This is a genomic window from Chryseobacterium culicis (genome assembly GCF_900108365.1).
Taxonomy (GTDB): Bacteria; Bacteroidota; Bacteroidia; order Flavobacteriales; family Weeksellaceae; genus Chryseobacterium; species Chryseobacterium culicis.
Genome location: NZ_FNWQ01000003.1, coordinates 210,517 through 229,221, shown reverse-complemented (window position 1 = coordinate 229,221; position 18,705 = coordinate 210,517). Strand labels below are relative to the sequence as shown.

Sequence of the window (18,705 nt, the reverse complement as noted above, 5' to 3'; positions counted from 1 at the left end):
AATTATAGGGCTTACGCTTCCGGAGGAGGGGAAAATATGGTAAGTAAAGGTGATAGATGAAAAGAATCATCTATGAGTACAAAAGATACACCCTGAACGTCAGGTTCGGAAAACTTCAGGTAATCAAATACATCTAAAGGCTTCGGAATGGTCTTTTCGTAAACAATAAATGAGGATGGGTGAGAATGCGGCTCTTCTTCATTGATTATTATATTCGTTCTTGCAATATCCCAGCCCGCTACCGCAGCTATGCTTGGCAGCGCTGTAAAATTCAGAAAAAACGTTAATACAATAATACTCCAGAATTTCATGTTACATTCTTTTTAGAAAAACTATGTCGTCTTTCTGCTCATTACCCAATCAGAACCCGTAAGATTGTAGATCTTTTGGATGTCTTTTAATATTTTTTCAAAGTCAATCTCCAGATCAATGATTTTACCCGTTCTAAGATCAAATACCCAGCCGTGTACAATAGGACGCTCTTCTAAGATGTATCTTTCCTGTACGCAGGCCATTTTAATTACGTTGATGCACTGCTCCTGAACATTAAGTTCTACAAGTCTGTCATAACGTTTGTTTTCGTCCTGAATAGAATCCAGCTCTACCTGATGCAGTCTGTAAACATCACGGATGTTTCTCAGCCACGGATTTAATAATCCAAGATCCTGAGGCGTCATCGCTGCTTTTACACCACCGCAGTTATAATGTCCACAGACAATGATGTGGTTTACTTTCAGATGTTCTACAGCATATTGAATAACCGCTGTGGAACTCATATCTAACGTATTAACAACATTAGCAATGTTTCTGTGAACGAAGACTTCTCCAGGTTTGGCTCCCATCAGTTCTTCTGCTGTAGCCCTGCTATCCGAACAGCCAATATAGAGAAATTCCGGATGCTGAGTTTTTGCAAGTTCCTGAAAGAAGTTAGGATCTTCAGCTACTTTAGATTCTACCCATTTTTTGTTGTTTTCGAAAATAACCTCGTACGATTGTGACATAATTTTAAATTTTTTAAGGTTTATAATTATTTATTTCGTTTAAATTATTTTCAAAATCAATAGACCAAATCAATAATTATGCAAAAATATACTTTTTGTCAAAAACTCAATCACTTTTAACAAAGTTTAATATTAAAATATGCTTAAAATCATATGTAATATTCCGGTATTCTTTGTATAGCAATTATTGATATATCTATGGTAATCCAAACGTTTTAAAAAAACTACGATAAAATTACGAAGTAAAAAATTAAAATTTGAGATTTGTGAATTAAAATATTTTTAAATGTTATAAAAAAAAGACCCTTACGGATCTTTAATAATTGATTATTCTGGAAGTTTGTCATACTCCATACTCTTCATTTCTAAATTCAGGTATTTATTTTCTTCATTTTTATAGTGTTGAGGAGTTTCCAGACCCATATATTTCATAATGAGCGGGTAGATATAGGTTGTTTGAGTCTGCTTAGGCTCATGTCCGGTAATTCTGTAACTGGCAGGTACTTTATCCCCGTACCAGATGAAAAACGGTACTTGTGTAGATTCTTTAGAGTCCACGTGAAGCAGCTTGTCTCCTTGTATTTTAAGTCCGTGATCGGATGCGTAGATCACAACAGAATTCGTGTTTTTCAGCGTGCTGAAAATATTTTTGAAAACAGAATCGGTGTATCTTATAGAGCTGTCATAGCAGTCCAGGCCTTCAGAGTTCCAGTTTGGAGGAATTCTGTTACACGGATTCGGGTGGCTTCCCATAATATGAAGAACAATAAACTTATCTTCTTTCTTCTGAATCACATTTTTCAGCTCAGGAACAATAACTTCATCAAAACCGTTAATCCATTTTTTATTTTTAGCCATGGAAGCAATAGCGGTTATTCCTTTGGCACTTGCCTGTGTGCTTAACCAGAAAGAATTGTATCCACTTTGATTGGCAAGATTGATGATATTATAAGATAATTTATCATAGTGGTATGCAAATTCATCAGGATGAATGCTTGAAAGAATCAAGGGGACACTCAGATTGGTAATCCCTGCAGGAGAAACTGCATTGTCAAAAATCATCATATTCCCGACCTGGGCATCTGTATAAGGAGTTGTTTTTTTACGGTAGCCATATAAAGACATGTTCTGCTTTCTTTCAGATTCTCCAATAATAAGAATGACATTTTCTATGCCTGGCTGTATTTTTTTGATGTTAAAAACCGGGATATTTTTTTTAATTTCATTAATGTCCCTCTGGATATTTAACGCTGTATTGAAATCGGATAAATGGTAATACACATTCTTGATCATCTTACCTCCTCCTTTGTTGCTTATGTAGGTGTGTTTCAGATGATAACCAAAGGGAAGGATAAGCCATAACAATGCAATAGTGATAAATTTTGTATTAAATTGTACTATATCTTTTTTCAGGTACTTTACAGAGTAAAGTAACATTCCAAGAAAAACGAAAAATAAGATACCAGGCAGAATAAACATATAAGACATGCTTATGGCTTCATCAGGATTAGATTCAAGAATGCTGATGGCCATTCCCACATTAAACCCGGAATGATAAATAAGATAGCAGGATGCTGAAATCAGAAAGTTAATGCTCAATAAAAAACATAGAATAACAGCAATTACAGAGGTGTATTTATTTTTAAAAAGAAGCGCATTAAATACAAGGAAAGAACAAAACATAGTTCCATACTCAAAAAAGTTTCTGATACTGTCCAGTTTTTCAGCCCCAAAAAGATTATCAAAGATATAGGGAAAAGAAAGAAGAAAACCTGTAAGGTATAAGATGATGAGGAAAATTAGAATTATTTTTTTGATCATATTTGTATTTTATTGCTGGGCGTTCAGAATGAATTTAAAAATTAGCCTTTCTTTTCAGGTAATCTTCTGAGTGTCAAATCATCTGTTACGGAGAAAGAATTAATATCAGATAATAATTCTAGGAGATCAGAAACTCAAAAGAAGTTTTTGAAAGATAAAATTGTTACAATTTTATGACGGAGAGACATGTCTTTCCGCTTAGATTTCGGTTATGAAAGAAAATCTAACTATAGAATTGATAAAACAGATGATGTGTGGGAGTAATAAGAAAGTGCATTTTTCATCAGAAATTATTTTTAGTTAATAATAAGCCCGGGTTGTGTTTTTTAAGATTAAGCGGTTTTTTTCAGAACAAGCTGCATTGAGAGATTGAAGCGATCCGTATTGTAAAAGTATATTATCACAAAAGAGGATGATTGTTTCACTATTTCACAATCAAACAACGCATTGTTTACAAATGTACACGAAAAAACCGATACGTGCAAGTAGAATTTTTACTATAAGTACTGGGTTTACTATACTTTACGGTTGATATAATCCGTTGTTGCGTTGTCTGCAGGAATAATTTTTGCGGGATTTCCAATGACAACAGAATTGGAGGGAACGTCAAAGTTGACATAAGAATTTGGAACAATCAGTACATTATTTCCGATTGTGACAGAGCCTACAATAACGGCATTGGTGCCTATCCACACTTCATCACCAATTACGGGCGATCCTTCATTTTTTCCACGGTTTTGCTGGCCTATGGTAACACCTTGCGCAATATTGCAGTTTTTTCCAATAATCGTTTGAGGGTTGATGACTAGGCTTCCCCAATGCCCAAGATAAAACCCTTCCCCAATCTGGGTTTCGGGATAGATCTGAAATCCGTATTTGATCTGATAATGTCTTAAAACAATTCTCCAGAAAGTACGCAGAACAGGTGTTTTCTGATATTTCTGAGCCATTCTAAAGAGGTAGACGAAATGAAGATTAGGATTAATGCATTTTTTCCAAATCTGAATTGTTGAAAGCCATTTTCCGCTTTCTCTGTAAAAGTCTTTCTGAATGATGGAATAATCTGCCATGATCATATTTTTATGCTTCATCAATTATTTTCTGAAGGTGCTCTACAGACTTTTCCAAAACAAACGGAAGTTCTGTTTGCGAAATCTGTTTTTTATATTCTTCAGTGACATTTTTATCCGTAAGAAATTTTTTCATTCCTTCATATATTCCTTCTTCGGAGTTTTCTGTGATATTTCCTAGCTTTCCATCTTGCAGAAGATCTTTGATGCCGGAAATATCCGTTGCAGAAATAGGTTTGTTCAAAATAAGTGCTTCGGCAATAATAGTCGGGAATCCCTCATGCCTTGAAGACATAATGTAGAAATCTGCTTTTTTCATGTATGGATACGGATTGCTGCTGAACCCCATCATTTTTGCCGTATCCTGAAGACCCAGCCCATTGAGCTGGTTTTGAATAGTATCAAAGTCATATCCGTCACCAATAATCAGAAGCTGGTGTTTTAAGCCTTCATCAATAAGCCTTTTGTGAACATTTAGCAATCTGTCATAGCCTTTCTGGGGATATACCGTTCCTACAGTTACAAAAGTGGGAAGATCACTTTGGAATGGATAATCATTGATTTCAATATCTGCCTTTCTTAACGTATCATTCTTATCAATCGGATTGAAAATCTTTATAACCGATGCTTTCTCCGCTTCATTTTTAGCCAGTTTGTGCATTCCTTCCTGTAATTTATTAGATATTACAAGAATTTTATCAAATTTAAAGAATTGTCTAATTACTTCTGGAGTATATTCTTTCAGGTTGAAAATATCATTCTGTACCCAGATGATCTTTTTGGAGTCTTTTTGGGGGCTGGACAGTATTTCCCTGTGCATTGCATGAATAGCTGCAATCTCAACATCATATTTTTTATTTTTTAAAACAAATTTATAAAGCAGGAAAGGGAACCAAAGAAACATTTTCTGATATAGAACCCTATAGGCTTTCAAAGGGATATCCTGAGGTCTGTTGGTGGTGATCATCTCTCCCTTTGTCAGGTAGTACAGGGTTACCCATGAAGGTACCTCTTTTATATAGAGTCCGGAATAGAGATTGACCAGAAGATCAACGTCATACTTGTCAGAAGGAAGATTTTTCAGAAAATTGATCAATACCTTTTCGGCACCACCGTGACGCAATGAGCCTATACGAATGAGGAGCTTTTTCTTTTTCAAATTTGTTTTTTTGTGCGTTATAATTACAAAGGCAAATTTATTTAATTTTTCTCGCTTTTTTGTATTTATGAGGTAGATTTTCTTTGATGTAAGCATCTAGCTTCTTTCTGTCTTTCTCCAGTTCGCGAGGATATTCCGGATTGTTTTTTAAGACAATATCTCCATAATCCTCAATCGTACACAGAAATTGTGCCGGATTTCCTATAAAAACCGTATTGGGCGGCATAGATTGTGATAATACAGAGTTGGCTCCTAAAATACAGTTGTCTCCAATTTGTACATCCTGCATAATAACAGCGTTGAGACCGATAGTGCAGTTGTTCCCGATTTTTATTCTTCCCAGTATTCTTGCATCTTCATATCCCGGAAGCCTTCTCAATAACGTAGTCGTTCCACCATGGTTGACAAATCTTACATCTCCGGCAATATTTACATTGTCGCCAATTTCTATAAGATAGGGCTCTGTACCAAAATATACTTTATCAGGCATATTGAAATTCTTACCCACTTTCATACCTCTGTATTTTGCGGCTTCAAGACTGGCTCTATTCAAAAAAGAATGATAGAGTGAGTGTATTTTTAATAAAACTCTGAATATAAAAATCATCACACGTGTATCTTTGTTTTTGTTACTTTTGCAAAGAAAGAGAATTTAATTGATATGATGAAAATTTCAAAAATAGAATATTATCTCCCTCAACAAGTGCTAACTAACGAAGATCTTGAAAAATTGTTTCCCGAATGGAGTTCTGAACGTATTAAAGAAAAAGTAGGCATTTCCCAACGCCATATCTCCTCAGAAAATGAAACTGTGCTGGATATGGCTGTACAATCATCGGAAAAAGTTTTTGAAAGCTATGACCGGAACACAATTGATTTTATTTTGTTCTGTACCCAAAGTCCCGAATATTTTCTGCCAACAACGGCCTGTATTTTGCAGGACAGATTGGGGCTTAGAAAAAATATAGGAGCTATAGACTTTAATCTTGGCTGTTCAGGGTTTGTATATGGACTGGCCTTCGCGAAAGGCTTGATTTCTGCTGGAATTGCAAAGAGTATTCTTTTGGTGACTTCAGAGACTTATACCAAACATATTCATCCTGACGATAAGGGAAACCGAAGCATATTCGGGGACGCCTCTGCTTCAGCAATTATTGAAAAAGCAGAAGGTAACAATTATCAGTTCTGTCTGGGAACAGACGGAAGCGGTGCTGAAAACCTTATTGTAAAGCAAGGTGCCTTTAAAAAAGATTTTGAGCTGAATCCTGAGCATGAATTCAGTCCCGAAAATATTTATATGAATGGTCCTGAGATTTTTAATTTTACCATTGAAAATATCCCTGGATTGGTAAAAGAAACGCTGGAAGTAAACGGAATGACCATGGATGATATTGATCATTTTGTATTTCACCAGGCCAATTCTTTTATGCTGAATTATTTAAGAAAGAAAACAAAAATTCCGGCTGAAAAGTTCTATATTGATATGGAAAATACAGGGAATACCGTATCTGCCACTATTCCTATTGCCCTTAAGAATATGATGGATAAAGGAATGCTGAAAGCCGGAGACAAAGTTCTGATGGCAGGATTCGGGGTAGGGTATTCATGGGGAGCTACTATTATGGAAATTTAAAACAACAAACAATATAAAATTATACAATATGAAGACATCCGTTTTTTTAGAAAAACTACAAGAGGAATTGGAAGAGGATAATGCATTAACTACTGAAACGAATTTAAAAGCTTTGGAAAGCTATGACTCTATCAGTCTGCTTTCCGTTATAGCATTTGTAGATGAAAATTTTAACAAAAAAGTTGATACAAAACATTTTAAAGATATCGAAACTGTTTCAGATCTGATGGATGTTATTGGAAAAGAAAATTTTGAAGATTAATGGATGCATCTCATTAAACAATAAAATTATTCTCATCACATACGCTTCTTCCGGAATTGGGAGAAGCTTTTTTTATCGGAAGCAGTAAAAAAGCATCCGCTGAAATAGGACAGCCTGGAGATATAGCGAATGCCTGTATTTTCATGTTATCTCATGTCTGAAATGGATTACGGGAACCAATCTCGTAATTGACGGAGGATATTCCGCACAGTAACTATTGTTGATGCAGTGTTTCTATGATGTTTTCCACACTGTCAAATATTTTCTTATTGTCAAACTGACTTTCAATATTTCTGAGATTTTCTCTGATATGGAGAACAAGAGCAGGATCTGTAAGAAATGCTTTTATTCCCTTATACATCTCATCAACATCATAAGTGATGAGGTATCCTGTTTCTTTGTCTTTGATCATCAGCCCCACATCTCCCACATTGGTGGCCACAATAGGCTTCTGGAGAATCAGTGCTTCTGCAATCACCAGTGGCCATGCTTCAGATTCTGACGGAAGAACAAAATAATCCGCTTTTTTGATATAAGGATAAGGATTCATCTGATTGCCTGCCAGAATAAACGTCTTATCTACATTATTTGCAGCAGCCTGCTCTTTCAGGTTTTTCATTTCGCCACCATCGCCTATCACAATAATCGTGTGATGAAAACCGTCTTTGATAAGCCTTGTATGAGCCTCTATCAGTTTGTGATATCCTTTTCTTGAGTGAAGCCTGCCAATGGAAACAAAAACTGGTCCTTCAGGAAAATGATCAAGGTTTTCTTCTGCCTTACGTTTGATTTCTTCAATCGGAATCGGGTTGATGATGACACTCTCAGCCGGATAATTCAGATCCGGATAATAATCATGCATCATATCCTTAATTTTATGCGAGCAATACACCATATGATCAAACTGAGGAAAGCTCTTTAAAATGTTGGGTACCAAGGGCTGGAACTGAGGTACATTTATTTCAGAATGAAACCACCCGATTTTTTTCGAATTGGTATGCGTTGAATTCAGGATGGCATCGTAATCTCTGTAATCCATTCCAATTTCGATATCAAAAGTATCATTGATGAGCCGGTCTGCAATAGCAGGATTATTTTTCAGTTTTCTCAGCTTCAGTCTTCTTTTAACAAGCTGAAGTTTCTGTAAAAGAGAATTGGTGGAAAAATCTTCTTTTCCATCCGTAAGACATATTTTTCTGACATGTTTTGGAAGTTCATCCCGTAATTTTCCTTGGTTGAGGGTAAGGCACACCGTTATTTCAAATTTGTCCGGGTTGAGGTTGTTGAGAAGGCTCAACAATACTTTTTCTACACCTCCCATTTCCATGGAACGGTGTCTGAACAAGATTTTTATTTTTTTTTCTGACATTATCCGAAGATTGATTGTAAAGTAATTTTTATTTTTTTCATAATACGGAAAGGCATCCTATGCTGGTATTGCAGCAGCTCAAAGATTTCCTCTGCTCCTGTATAATTTTCAGGAACTTTTCGACCATTGATGGTGGTAAGGCCTCTCCGCTTCATCGTGTTGAAAATCACCTGAGCAAAATACTCGTGAGATTTCTTTTTATTATCATGCTGGGAAATACCTCCCTGATGTGTTCTGTAAAGGTAATTGGTATCATTAATGAACTGAACTTTCCCTTTCTCGTACATTTTAAGATACAGATCCTGATCTTCTCCTATCTTTAAATTCGGATTCATTTTTTCCGTCTGTTCATAAACTGCTTTTCGGAAGCTGACAAAATGAGCGATCTGAATGGGGAAATTAAAAAAGTAAGGATCGCCGTTCGGTACCTGCATGGCAGATCTGAACGGGGCGATAGGTTTCAGATCCTGATCACATGTCATAAATCTTGAATAGGTAAGAACCGTGTCTTTTTTAGCCTGAAAGATTTCCATGCATTTTTGAATGGCCGTAGGATGTATTGCATCATCAGGATCAAGAAATCCGCAGATGTCTCCTTCTGCCAGTTCAATCAGCTTACTTTTGGTCACCCCCACGCCGGAATTTTTTTCATTTTCAAAAAATTTAAACCTTTTATCATTGGAGATGATTTCCTGAACCATTTTTTTTTCGTTCTCAGAGGAGGCATCGTCTAAAATAATGGCTTCCCAGTTTGTATAGGTTTGCTGAAGGATACTTTCAAAACAATCTTTGAAAAAAAGGGCGTTGTTATAATGGGCAATAAGAATAGAAAACTTCATTAATGGTCCTTGAATATTAAATCTTGGCGATTGATTACAGTGGTATTAGACGGAATATCTTTGTGAATGGTACATCCTGCACCAATAATGCAGTTGTCTCCTATGGTAACTCCTTTTAAAACGGTTACATTGCTTGCAAGCCAGCAGTTGCTTCCAATTTTAATAGGAGCGGTGGTAAACTCGGATGAGAATAGTTTAAATTCCGGTTGAGACTGATAAGCGTGATTGTGGTCATACAGCTTTACGTTTTCCCCGAATAAGGTATTGTCACCTATTGAAATACTGTCCAGGCAGTTGATGGAGCAGAAGTTATTCATAAAAAAGTTATTCCCGATTTCTAAGGTGGCATTTTTCTCCACGAGAATGTGTACATAGTTTCTGAAGCTGACAGAACTTCCAATGGTAACCTTCTTAAGATTTTCATGCAGAACAAAATGATTACTAATCCCAAGCTTTATCCCCTTAAAAGAAACATGAGGGTGTTTTTTGAGACGAGAAATCTGGCTCCTCCGTTGAATTTTTGCTAAAATTTCATCAAGCATAGCTAAATTTATTTTTCACATTTGTAGGGTACAAAGATACTTTGTTTTGCATAATTATAATAATAAATCTTATTTTTGTGCCTTAAAATTAACACTTTATACGAAATAAAAAAGGCCTTCAGCGTTGATATGGCTCTGTTTTAATAAAGTAATGCATGTTGCAATTCTGTGAAGATAAGTCAGATTACATTTACCCGGTTTGTTGCTGCAATGGCTATCGTCATTTCGCATTTCAACAAAGATCTGTTTTTGTATAAGATAGATTATATTTCCAATCTTTTTCTGAGGGCAAATGTAGGGGTAAGCTATTTCTTCATTCTTTCGGGGTTTATAATGATCATCGCGTATCATAAAAAAGATAAAATTGACTACCTGGAATTCTATAAAAACAGGTTTGCAAGGATTTATCCGCTTTATATGCTGGGCCTGGTACTGTATTTCATAACGAGATATGAGATGTTCGACTGGTATAAGCTGGTTTTATACGCGTTGGGAATTCAAAGCTGGATACCGGGAGAAGCCATGATCCTGAATTTCCCCGGATGGTCTATTTCTGTAGAATTTTTCTTTTATCTGCTCTTTCCTTTTTTATACAATTATTTTTACGCTAAGAAAAATAAAACGATCTGGGTTTTTGCTGCCGGACTTTGGCTGGTAACACAGGTGTTTTCTAATTTATACCCTGTGTATGGTGCTTATGAGGGACCTCACACGAAAAGCCATGAGTTTTTGTATTATTTTCCTTTCTGGCACCTGAATGAATTTGTGATCGGTAATCTGGCAGGGATATTTTTTGTCAGGAATTACAGACAAAAGAATTATGATCGTCAGGTTGTTTTTCTGTTTTTTCTGATCATTGTATCTCTGATGTTTGTTCCTCTTTTTTATCATAACGGTTTAATGGCACTGCTTTTTGTTCCTGCCATTATGATGATCTCAGCTAATAATGGGAGAGTAAGTAAATTCTTTTCGCTAAAACCGCTGGAGTATCTGGGAGAAATAAGTTACGGCATTTACATTACTCATATTCCTGTTCTTTATCTGGTAAGGGAGTTTTTAAAATGGCAGCAGTATACTTTTAATATTGATATTGTATTTCTGATTTATATTATTGTGATGCTGCTCAGTTCGGCGGTTTTTTATCAGTTTATTGAAAAACCGATGAGAGATCTTTTGAGGAGGATTCATTTTGTAAAGCGTTGAAAATAAGTGCCCGGCTTCAAAACTAAATATTTAGTTTTGAAGCCGGGCGGTATATTGATCCCTACAATTTCAGGATCAGAATAAATCTTTTCTGAAATTGATATTGTACAGTCCGGAACGTATACTTTTATAATCTGTAAACAGATATTTAGTAATCATTCCCCATTTTTTCAGGAGTGGCGCATTGGCGATCTGAAAGCTTCGGTACACTCTCCTGATATGAAGCTTAATATCATCGGGAATGGTTTTTTCATTTTCTGCCCAATGATTGACTTCTTTCCACAGTACTACTCTTGTTGAAGCAGGTTTCACTTCTCTTGCATCTATTTTGGTGATTCTGTTATTCTCATGTACTCCTCGTACGGCTACCGCTTTGTCCAGAATTCCCGGGTATAAATTCAGATAATAGGAGAGTCTGAATAGGAACTCTGTGTCCTGATGAAGCCTTAAATGGGTTTTAAAGAAATATTCCATGTTTTTCAAAGAGCTTTTTCGGATGGTTAAAGCATCAATGCTGAAAAGTCCGAAAGTTCCTCTCATATTAAGCTGCCCCGGAAATACCTCTTTTGGATTATGCTTTTTATAAACAGTTGTAAGACGGTCGCCAAACACCCTATAATATTGCTCTTTTGCTTTTTCAGAATAGTAATGTACTCCTATAGCACCATACACGCCATCTACATCCTGACTGGAGAATAGTTCCCTTTCAGCATCAAAACGATTAGGCAAGTAATAATCATCTGCATCAAGGAAAGCAATAAAGTCTCCTTCCGATTTTTCTATTCCAAGATTTCTGCTGGCACCGGCTCCGTGATTTCTTTTATCCGGATGTTGATAGAGCTTTACTCTGTCATGTTTTTCAGCAAGCTCCCGGCATACCTCCAATGCGTTGTCCGGAGATTTGTCTTCTATTAATACCACTTCATATACCTCATTGAACTGAAGAGCAGATTCAACAGCCTGGGAAACATACTTCTCAGCATTGTATACGGGAATAATTACAGAAATTTTCATTATATCAAATTATGTTTTGCGGGTGTAAAACTAAGCTTTTTATTTTATAGCAATGATGGGGAAAGCCTTTTTGATCTTTAAATTAAGCTTTTTGTATAACTTCGGATATTCTTTTTCATTTCCCCAAATTCCATGTCTGGCTTTCCCCCGAATATAGGTTGCGATATTTACCTGGGGAATTTTTGGAATTTCGCTAAGAAGAAAATTGTATACTTCCTTATTTTCTATTTCTTCATCAAATCGGATGTAAATATGAAGAGAGTCTTCCTGTTTTAGAATTTTTGTAAAATCGTTGGCCATACTGCAGAATAATTGGGCATCTGTGAGATCAAACGCTGTAATTTCTATGATATGAAGAAAGGCTACAGGATGATGTCTTATGATCTCAAGCATTCTTGCACACCTCTTTTCAAAGGTATTTCTAAGCTTTGGGTCATCAATAACGGCTTTTGCGTGGGTAAATTCTGCTTCCGGATATTTTCCGGCGTAGGTATTTCCCTTTTCATTTCTTTTAAGATCAGACAGAAAGAATTTAAAATGCTCTTTAATATTCTGACTTACTATTCTAAGTCCTGAAATAGATTGTAAACGTATCCAGTCATAGGGCAGGCTCTGCGTTCTGATGTTGAGAATTTCTAAAGAATGAGCTGCATGACAGTCTTTGCCGATAGGAATAATGTACTTTTCTGATTTGTATTTTTTTTTAACCTCCAGGAAATATTTATACCTGGTTGAAGGGATGTAAAATAAAGGTATTTTCATCTTGAATAGGGTCTCAATTGTGTTTTTTGCATGTGTTTGATTTCCCAGATGTGTAAAGGTTAAATCAAATTAAATAATAATTCATATATTTTTTTTAATTCTTTTTACAGTGAGAAATATAATTCGCTAAAGTGGTAATTATTTATCTGAATTGTAATAATTTATATTTTGGCTGCATGCGAAAATAGCCGGGTAGTAAGAAAGATAATCCGTACCGTGTACTAGCGCTCTTTAATGGACTGTTAATAAAATACAAGAGATGAAAATTTAAAGTGAAGAAAAAAATATCTGTCAGAGTCCTCCGAAGTACATCATCGAGAGGCATAATAATGATACTTCTCAAATTCAAAAAATGATCATTTTGAATTTGAGAAGCTTATGGTAAAATGAAGATAAAACAGATTAGTAATTTACTGAAGATCTTTTATTGTCTGGAATTATTTGATTGGATAGTGATGAAACAATTACTTTTTAAATTTTTTCATCATATGTTGTATCACAAATGGAATTCTGGAAATATTATGCTTCATAGTTTTGAAGCTGTCTATTGTAAAGTCTGTGTCTTTTGTCATTCCAAATTCTGAAAAATTCACTTCAGGAACTGCCTTATGTTTAAATGTTGCATTCATCATATTAAACTGATGGATGATCTGTATGTACATTTCTTTACTGTCTTCTATAGAAAAATGTTCATAATGACGATAACTGTTGTGTGCTCTTTCTTTGAGTACCGTCTTAAAGCTGTCTACGCTTTCTGCCAGACTTACAAACGGGTTGGCTACAGCATTGTATACAGTTACAACGGCTTTACGGTCCGGAAGCATTGTAAGCTGGAATCCTCTTCTTAAATCAATTACGAGGTCATGGATCGGTTTGAAGTGTTCCTGTACCGTTTTTACATAATCTTTGTGAAGCATGTCATCATTATCCAGTTCACTAGTGATTACAAATTTTGTATCTGCCTGTAAGAATTGTGGGATAATTTCTACAGCTTTGGTTTTCATTACATCAAAATCTTCCACAAAAACAGCTTTGAACACAGGATATTCTGTTTCTATTTCTTTAATGATATTTCTGAATTTCTCAGAGGTATTAATATCAAAAAAAGTAAGCCAGATATAATTCTGGTTTGTTTGGTTTTTATAGGAAGGAAGAACGTACTTTCGAAATAACCTGAAGCGGTCCTCTAACCATTCTTCTGTAAGGGGTTTAAAGCCTGAACGGGTTTCGTCCCAGCCTTTTGTAGGAACATTGAATCTTGTCATTATTACGTGTACAAACTGACTCATCTAAATAAATTTATTAAAAAGTTGTATATTCTGTAAGGTTTGCTGTTGTATATTTTCTCCAGTTTTTGCTCATAGAAGGTTTTTCTATTGAGCAACGCAATGTAGCTTGGAAAAAACTCATGGAACAGCGCTTTGTGTTTTTCGTAAACGGTATGGTATATAATCTCCTTTTTGTTATCATTTTTGATGATATCATTGTTTCTGGAGTTTACAGGATGCATTCTATAATTAAATACCGGGTAATCTATTTTAGTAATAGGAAGCTCACGGTGAGAAGAAATCAGTTGAATCCAAAATTCCCAGTCTTCGAAACCGTGTATAAGTTCTTCATCAAAAACGATTCCCTGATCAAAATATTTTTTAGGAAACATAGAGGTACAAAAGAGTCTATTTTGGAGTAACAGCTCTTTCATACTGAACTTTTCCTGTAAATTGGAGGTTTTATTAATATGGCCAAAATACACGGTATCAGAAAAGACAATTAATGTGTCTTTATTTTTTTCAAATACTTCCAGCATTTTTTCTAACGCCAAAGGATTGAGAGTGTCGTCAGCATCTAACGGTAGAATATAATCCCCTGTAGCGGCTTTTATTCCTTTATTCCTTGCACTGGATACTCCGCTGTTTTCCTGACGAATATATTGTATTTTATCATCCGTCAGCTTTGTGGCCACACTTTGGGTGTCATCTGTAGAACCGTCATCTATAATAATACATTCCCAGTTGGTGTAGGATTGATTTTTAACAGATTGTATGCATTCTTCCAAATGTTTTGCATGGTTGAAACTAGGAACAATAATGGAAACTTTGTTTGTCATTCAATATGTTTTTATATTATAAATAGGCTGAGAATATTTTTTTTAAGTAGTCTTCAGAAGAAATTCCTGCAAAAAAAGATTCTGTAAGAGGATTAAACTCAATATTATAATTGGAGCCTTCGTTTATATTCTCGTAAACCGCTTTTTTACCAAGATGAATCTCCAGTTGAGACAAAATCTCAGAGAGAGAATATTGGTAAGGAAAAGTAAGGTTAACGGTTTCTTTGTTGAGGTCTTTTATATGATGTTTTGTGAATAAGCCAATGTCATCTATACCAATCAGTATTCGCCGTGCGTTGCTGTGAATGGTGATTGTCTTTTCTGAAAGAATAGAGTTCTTCAGGAAATTGATGAGAGTATTGGGATTTCCTCCGCGGCCTACAGCGTTTCCTACCCGAAAAATGACGTAGTTTTTGCAATGTTGAGTAATGATTTTCTCTGCATTGAGCTTGTGTGCTACATAAAGGCTGTCTGTTTTGGTAGGATCATAAATACTGCATGTGGAAAAATAGACCAGCTTTTTCTCCGGAAATTTTTCAATAGTAGATTCCAAAAGAGTGATTTCTCTTTCGAATTCAGAAGGGTTGGTTTCCAGTGAATTGGAAACTCCGGATGCAAAATAAATGACATCCTCTTTATCATAAGGTCTTACAGCATTAGCCAAAATTCCGTTACCAATAATCATATTTTCTTTTTCTAATTAAGCAGGTGTTATCTTGTTTACAGCACTTTTATAAATGCTTAAAGAGTTTAAACAATCCAAGTTTATCACCCAATTTAGCCCATCTCGATTTCTTTACACGATCCAGCTTATAAAGCACCTGTTCATATTTACTTTTTGGAACATATCTTTCAAGGAAAAGGTCTTCAATACTGATGTTTCTTCTTTCGGACATTTTAATCATGGCTACCCAGTGCCAGAATACAGCTTTCTCCTGATTGGTCGTAGTAGAAATACCATTTTGGTGAACTCTGTACAGATACAGGTCTTCATCAATGTATTTTACTGGAGCAACTTCACACATTTTCATGTACCAGTCTTTATCTTCTGCAATTTTCAAAAAGGGATCTATCCCTGCAGTTTTTTCATATATACTCTTTTTTAGAGCCGCGAAACTTGATATTTCTCCTTTAAAATTGTAGTAGGATTGGTCTAATTCAGTAATTTGTTTTGCTTTATGAACCGATTGAGGCTTAAGATTCTCATCACAAAATACAAGATTAGAATATACCAAGCCGGCTTCTTTATTTTCTGAGTGGGTTTTTAAAACAATTTCCAGGGCATGAGGAACCAATGCATCATCAGGATCAAGGAATCCGCATATTTCAGATTCTGCGAGAGAGATCAGTTTCTTCTTTGTGTATCCAATTCCCTTATTTTCTCCGTTTTGATGAATTTTAAAACGAGGATCGTTTTCTACGATTTTTTTTATAATCTCAAGAGATTTATCAGTGGATCCATCATCTAAAATGATAGTTTCCCAGTCTGTTTCAGTCTGAGCAATTAAGCTTTGGTAACATTCCTCGAAAAAATGTCCATTATTATAATTAGCAATAAGTACGCTGAATTTACTCATCTTGACTGTATTTGTTCAATATTTTTTTTAGTGCGTTCAAATAGGCGAAACCATATCTTCTATCTGGTTCCAGGATGTTCCCTTCTGCCCATTCATTCCATGATTTTACGATTAAGAATTGTTCAGGATAATCTTTTTTATCGTCAAGATAAGCAATAGCTTTTTCTATTTGCTGTTCAAATAATTCCGGAGAATTGTTAGTCAGTATGATACCATTATAACCACTTCGGGGAGTATTATCCCAGTTCGGTAAAATGCATGGATAGGTTGTTACATTGCTGTCTTCAAACTGTAAATCGTTGACTACTGCATTAGCATCCTGCATTCTGACTTTTGGCTGTTCCTTCTTCTTAATTCCTATTAACCCTTTTATTCTGTTCTTATAATATTGAGAATGAGAAATATATTCTTTTTTTCGGATATGAGGATTCCATGCTTTGTGAAAGGCATTGGATATTTTACCATCATACCCCAAGGATTGGAAATCGATATCATCAGGAAGTTTATTGGATGCCATGAAATATAGATCGTCAAATCCGTTTTTCTTGGCCAGTTCTCTGAATTTTGTAATATAGTAAGGATCACCTTCATTCAGATGATTGGCATCATATACAATGAAGACGGGTTTATTATCTACTTTTATATATCGGCTGTCTTTGAAAAAAGGAAGAAGATATTCGAAATGAGCAATCAGATCCTGCTCATCCGGATAGGTTTGTTTTACCAATATTTTTTCCGAAAGGCCATGCCAGATTCCCGACCAGGTTTCATTCGCCCAACAGAAACAGAAAGGAAAATCAGGCTTTCCTGATTGTAAGACATCGTTGGCTACACGTTCTAATAATTGCTTGCCGCTTCCAAACCAATAGTGATAATAGATGAACCCATGCACACCATATTCTTTCGCCATTTGAGCCTGCTGTTCTCTTACTTCCGGAAGACGAAGGTCATAATATCCTAGATCTGCAGGATATATAGGTTGGTCGTGCCCTTCAAACAAAGGTTTGGCCTTGCTTACGTTCGTCCATTCAGTAAATCCTTTTCCCCACCATTCGTTATTTTCTGGAACAGGGTGATATTGGGGAAGGTAAAAGGCAAGTGGTTTTATTTTTTTCATAATTGATCGGAAAATATTTTCTTAACGGATTCCAGATATTGCGTTCCAAATTTCATGTCGGGTTCCAGGTGATTGCCTTCAGCCCATTCATTCCATGCATTGATGAAAATAAAGTTTTCATCTTCGGAATATGGTGTAAAATCTGTCTTCACATTAGAAAGCCAATGTTCAAAATATTCCGGTGTAGAGTCTTCTAAGATCAGAGTAGGATTTTCTCCCCTTCTGGAAGTGTTATCCCATCCTGGTACCAGAGAAGGGTAGAGCTTGCATTGAAAATCTTTTTGAAGGATTAAATTTTCTCCCATCCACTTATAGGGAACTGAGTTGAATCTCTTTTTTACCGGTTGTTTTATAATGCGCCCCTTTATCTTGTCTATAATTGTTCTTTTTGGGGGTACGCGTCTTTCCCACATTTCTTTAAATACACTTTTTCTGCGGATCCCAAAAGGTTCAAAATCAACGGCTGCATCAAAGCCATCAACTAGCTGATCCCAGTCTTTTTGATAGGAGAAAACCATATGACATATATATAATTCCAATCCGGCTTCTTTCGCTTTTTCTCTCCAGCATTTGAGGGTTTCCTGTATGTTAGGGAAAACATTGGGTTTATAAATAACAATAACGGGTTTGTTATTTACTTTGATATATCTTGTATCCTTGAAGATAGGCAGAAGAAAATCAATATGATCTTCATCGTCCTGTACAGAATACTTTTGTTCAATCAGTACTTCATGCTCGTTGCCATCCCAACGTCGTGTCCAGTTTTCGTTGGCCCAGCAAAGCATGAAAGGTAAATCTTCTTTTGGGTTTTTTAATTTTCTGTCAATAGGTTCATGCATTAAGCGCTTCCCATTAAACCAATAATGATAATAACAAAACCCGTAGATTCCATAATGTTTGGCAAGTTGCTCCTGTGCCATTCTTGCTTCTTCCAGTCTCAAGTCATAAAAACCGAGATCTGATGGAAGATGTGGTTGGTAATGGTTATCAAATAGAGGTTTTGCTTTTGCGACGTTCGTCCATTCAGTAAACCCTTTTCCCCACCATTCATCGTTTTCCGGGAACGGGTGATATTGTGGTAAATGTATGGCGATTGGTCTTATTTTCATATTTATGTGCTTAAATTATCTGTTTAATAAATATCTGATCGTTTGTTTTCGAAGCAAAATTTTAGCCATTAAAGATTAAAAGATCATGCTATAATTTTTTAAATACATCATCATTGAGGT

The 18,705-nt window shown here is 35.6% G+C and carries 21 protein-coding genes; 3 read left to right on the top strand and 18 right to left on the bottom strand.

Annotation, left to right across the window (positions count from 1 at the left end):
* Positions 1–11: 11 nt before the first annotated feature.
* From BLW74_RS12760 to BLW74_RS12735, 6 genes are all read right to left on the bottom strand, one after another.
* A complete protein-coding gene (locus BLW74_RS12760) occupies positions 12–311 on the bottom strand; it encodes a hypothetical protein (protein ID WP_089692794.1) in 300 nt (99 codons plus the stop codon).
* 21 nt (positions 312–332) lie between these two features.
* Positions 333–1,001, bottom strand: a complete 669-nt coding sequence (locus BLW74_RS12755; protein ID WP_089692793.1) for a carbonic anhydrase — start codon at positions 999–1,001, stop codon at positions 333–335.
* 327 nt (positions 1,002–1,328) lie between these two features.
* Positions 1,329–2,822, bottom strand: coding sequence for a phosphoethanolamine transferase family protein (locus BLW74_RS12750; protein WP_089692792.1), 1,494 nt, complete (start codon positions 2,820–2,822; stop codon positions 1,329–1,331).
* 515 nt (positions 2,823–3,337) lie between these two features.
* Positions 3,338–3,913, bottom strand: a complete 576-nt coding sequence (locus BLW74_RS12745; RefSeq protein ID WP_089692791.1) for a serine O-acetyltransferase — start codon at positions 3,911–3,913, stop codon at positions 3,338–3,340.
* Positions 3,903–5,051 carry a glycosyltransferase gene (locus BLW74_RS12740; RefSeq protein WP_089693570.1) on the bottom strand — a complete coding sequence of 383 codons (1,149 nt, stop codon included), beginning with the start codon at positions 5,049–5,051 and terminating at the stop codon, positions 3,903–3,905. Before BLW74_RS12740 ends, BLW74_RS12745 begins: the two co-directional genes overlap by 11 nt.
* A gap of 37 nt (positions 5,052–5,088) precedes the next feature.
* Complete coding sequence (locus BLW74_RS12735; protein ID WP_227413282.1) at positions 5,089–5,604, bottom strand: acyltransferase; 516 nt, start codon at positions 5,602–5,604, stop codon at positions 5,089–5,091.
* A gap of 108 nt (positions 5,605–5,712) precedes the next feature.
* Here BLW74_RS12735 and BLW74_RS12730 point away from each other — a divergent pair, with 108 nt between their 5' ends.
* Positions 5,713–6,684, top strand: a complete 972-nt coding sequence (locus BLW74_RS12730; protein ID WP_089692789.1) for a 3-oxoacyl-ACP synthase III family protein — start codon at positions 5,713–5,715, stop codon at positions 6,682–6,684.
* A gap of 28 nt (positions 6,685–6,712) precedes the next feature.
* Positions 6,713–6,946, top strand: a complete 234-nt coding sequence (locus tag BLW74_RS12725; RefSeq protein ID WP_089692788.1) for a phosphopantetheine-binding protein — start codon at positions 6,713–6,715, stop codon at positions 6,944–6,946.
* A gap of 13 nt (positions 6,947–6,959) precedes the next feature.
* Here the strand turns inward: BLW74_RS12725 and BLW74_RS22800 are convergent, their stop codons facing one another.
* The 4 genes from BLW74_RS22800 to BLW74_RS12710 all read right to left on the bottom strand — a co-directional run bounded on the left by BLW74_RS22800 (position 6,960) and on the right by BLW74_RS12710 (position 9,696).
* On the bottom strand, positions 6,960–7,091 hold the full coding sequence (locus tag BLW74_RS22800; RefSeq protein ID WP_262487322.1) for a hypothetical protein: 132 nt from the start codon (positions 7,089–7,091) through the stop codon (positions 6,960–6,962).
* A 69-nt stretch (positions 7,092–7,160) separates the two neighbouring features.
* Positions 7,161–8,315 carry a glycosyltransferase gene (locus BLW74_RS12720; protein ID WP_228424890.1) on the bottom strand — a complete coding sequence of 385 codons (1,155 nt, stop codon included), beginning with the start codon at positions 8,313–8,315 and terminating at the stop codon, positions 7,161–7,163.
* On the bottom strand, positions 8,315–9,154 hold the full coding sequence (locus BLW74_RS12715; protein ID WP_089692786.1) for a glycosyltransferase family 2 protein: 840 nt from the start codon (positions 9,152–9,154) through the stop codon (positions 8,315–8,317). Before BLW74_RS12715 ends, BLW74_RS12720 begins: the two co-directional genes overlap by 1 nt.
* On the bottom strand, positions 9,154–9,696 hold the full coding sequence (locus tag BLW74_RS12710) for an acyltransferase (RefSeq protein ID WP_089692785.1): 543 nt from the start codon (positions 9,694–9,696) through the stop codon (positions 9,154–9,156). The genes BLW74_RS12715 and BLW74_RS12710 overlap by 1 nt, the downstream gene beginning before the upstream one ends.
* Before the next feature lie 168 nt (positions 9,697–9,864).
* Between BLW74_RS12710 and BLW74_RS12705 the strand changes: the two genes are divergently transcribed.
* Complete coding sequence (locus tag BLW74_RS12705; protein WP_139265740.1) at positions 9,865–10,899, top strand: acyltransferase family protein; 1,035 nt, start codon at positions 9,865–9,867, stop codon at positions 10,897–10,899.
* A 75-nt stretch (positions 10,900–10,974) separates the two neighbouring features.
* Here BLW74_RS12705 and BLW74_RS12700 read toward each other — a convergent pair whose 3' ends face one another.
* The 8 genes from BLW74_RS12700 to BLW74_RS12665 form a co-directional block, all read right to left on the bottom strand.
* A complete protein-coding gene (locus BLW74_RS12700; RefSeq protein WP_089692783.1) occupies positions 10,975–11,913 on the bottom strand; it encodes a glycosyltransferase family 2 protein in 939 nt (312 codons plus the stop codon).
* Between the two features lie 39 nt (positions 11,914–11,952).
* A complete protein-coding gene (locus BLW74_RS12695) occupies positions 11,953–12,675 on the bottom strand; it encodes a DUF1796 family putative cysteine peptidase (RefSeq protein WP_089692782.1) in 723 nt (240 codons plus the stop codon).
* Between the two features lie 464 nt (positions 12,676–13,139).
* A complete protein-coding gene (locus BLW74_RS12690) occupies positions 13,140–13,964 on the bottom strand; it encodes a glycosyltransferase (protein WP_089692781.1) in 825 nt (274 codons plus the stop codon).
* The gene (locus tag BLW74_RS12685; protein ID WP_089692780.1) at positions 13,961–14,782 is read right to left on the bottom strand and encodes a glycosyltransferase family 2 protein; all 822 of its coding nucleotides are present in this window, start codon (positions 14,780–14,782) and stop codon (positions 13,961–13,963) included. Before BLW74_RS12685 ends, BLW74_RS12690 begins: the two co-directional genes overlap by 4 nt.
* Positions 14,783–14,798: 16 nt before the next feature.
* A complete protein-coding gene (locus tag BLW74_RS12680; RefSeq protein WP_089692779.1) occupies positions 14,799–15,467 on the bottom strand; it encodes an NAD-dependent epimerase/dehydratase family protein in 669 nt (222 codons plus the stop codon).
* Between the two features lie 46 nt (positions 15,468–15,513).
* Positions 15,514–16,359 (bottom strand): glycosyltransferase family 2 protein, encoded by an 846-nt coding sequence (locus BLW74_RS12675; protein ID WP_089692778.1) that lies wholly within the window; start codon positions 16,357–16,359, stop codon positions 15,514–15,516.
* Entirely contained in the window at positions 16,352–17,476 is a 1,125-nt protein-coding gene (locus tag BLW74_RS12670; RefSeq protein ID WP_089692777.1) for a glycosyltransferase WbsX family protein, read from the bottom strand. Before BLW74_RS12670 ends, BLW74_RS12675 begins: the two co-directional genes overlap by 8 nt.
* Positions 17,473–18,585 (bottom strand): glycosyltransferase WbsX family protein, encoded by a 1,113-nt coding sequence (locus tag BLW74_RS12665; RefSeq protein ID WP_089692776.1) that lies wholly within the window; start codon positions 18,583–18,585, stop codon positions 17,473–17,475. Before BLW74_RS12665 ends, BLW74_RS12670 begins: the two co-directional genes overlap by 4 nt.
* Positions 18,586–18,705 lie beyond the last annotated feature (120 nt).

Excerpts from the sequence above, each read along its gene's own strand:
- BLW74_RS12670 (WP_089692777.1), bottom strand. The coding sequence starts at position 17,476 with ATGAAAAAAATAAAACCACTTGCCTTTTACCTTCCCCAATATCACCCT.
- BLW74_RS12725 (WP_089692788.1), top strand. The coding sequence starts at position 6,713 with ATGAAGACATCCGTTTTTTTAGAAAAACTACAAGAGGAATTGGAAGAG.
- BLW74_RS12680 (WP_089692779.1), bottom strand. The coding sequence starts at position 15,467 with ATGATTATTGGTAACGGAATTTTGGCTAATGCTGTAAGACCTTATGAT.
- BLW74_RS12665 (WP_089692776.1), bottom strand. The coding sequence starts at position 18,585 with ATGAAAATAAGACCAATCGCCATACATTTACCACAATATCACCCGTTC.
- BLW74_RS12720 (WP_228424890.1), bottom strand. The coding sequence starts at position 8,315 with ATGTCAGAAAAAAAAATAAAAATCTTGTTCAGACACCGTTCCATGGAA.
- BLW74_RS12675 (WP_089692778.1), bottom strand. The coding sequence starts at position 16,359 with ATGAGTAAATTCAGCGTACTTATTGCTAATTATAATAATGGACATTTT.
- BLW74_RS12690 (WP_089692781.1), bottom strand. The coding sequence starts at position 13,964 with ATGAGTCAGTTTGTACACGTAATAATGACAAGATTCAATGTTCCTACA.
- BLW74_RS22800 (WP_262487322.1), bottom strand. The coding sequence starts at position 7,091 with ATGAAAATACAGGCATTCGCTATATCTCCAGGCTGTCCTATTTCAGCG.
- BLW74_RS12695 (WP_089692782.1), bottom strand. The coding sequence starts at position 12,675 with ATGAAAATACCTTTATTTTACATCCCTTCAACCAGGTATAAATATTTC.
- BLW74_RS12750 (WP_089692792.1), bottom strand. The coding sequence starts at position 2,822 with ATGATCAAAAAAATAATTCTAATTTTCCTCATCATCTTATACCTTACA.
- BLW74_RS12710 (WP_089692785.1), bottom strand. The coding sequence starts at position 9,696 with ATGCTTGATGAAATTTTAGCAAAAATTCAACGGAGGAGCCAGATTTCT.
- BLW74_RS12755 (WP_089692793.1), bottom strand. The coding sequence starts at position 1,001 with ATGTCACAATCGTACGAGGTTATTTTCGAAAACAACAAAAAATGGGTA.
- BLW74_RS12715 (WP_089692786.1), bottom strand. The coding sequence starts at position 9,154 with ATGAAGTTTTCTATTCTTATTGCCCATTATAACAACGCCCTTTTTTTC.
- BLW74_RS12685 (WP_089692780.1), bottom strand. The coding sequence starts at position 14,782 with ATGACAAACAAAGTTTCCATTATTGTTCCTAGTTTCAACCATGCAAAA.
- BLW74_RS12730 (WP_089692789.1), top strand. The coding sequence starts at position 5,713 with ATGATGAAAATTTCAAAAATAGAATATTATCTCCCTCAACAAGTGCTA.
- BLW74_RS12745 (WP_089692791.1), bottom strand. The coding sequence starts at position 3,913 with ATGAAGCATAAAAATATGATCATGGCAGATTATTCCATCATTCAGAAA.
- BLW74_RS12760 (WP_089692794.1), bottom strand. The coding sequence starts at position 311 with ATGAAATTCTGGAGTATTATTGTATTAACGTTTTTTCTGAATTTTACA.
- BLW74_RS12700 (WP_089692783.1), bottom strand. The coding sequence starts at position 11,913 with ATGAAAATTTCTGTAATTATTCCCGTATACAATGCTGAGAAGTATGTT.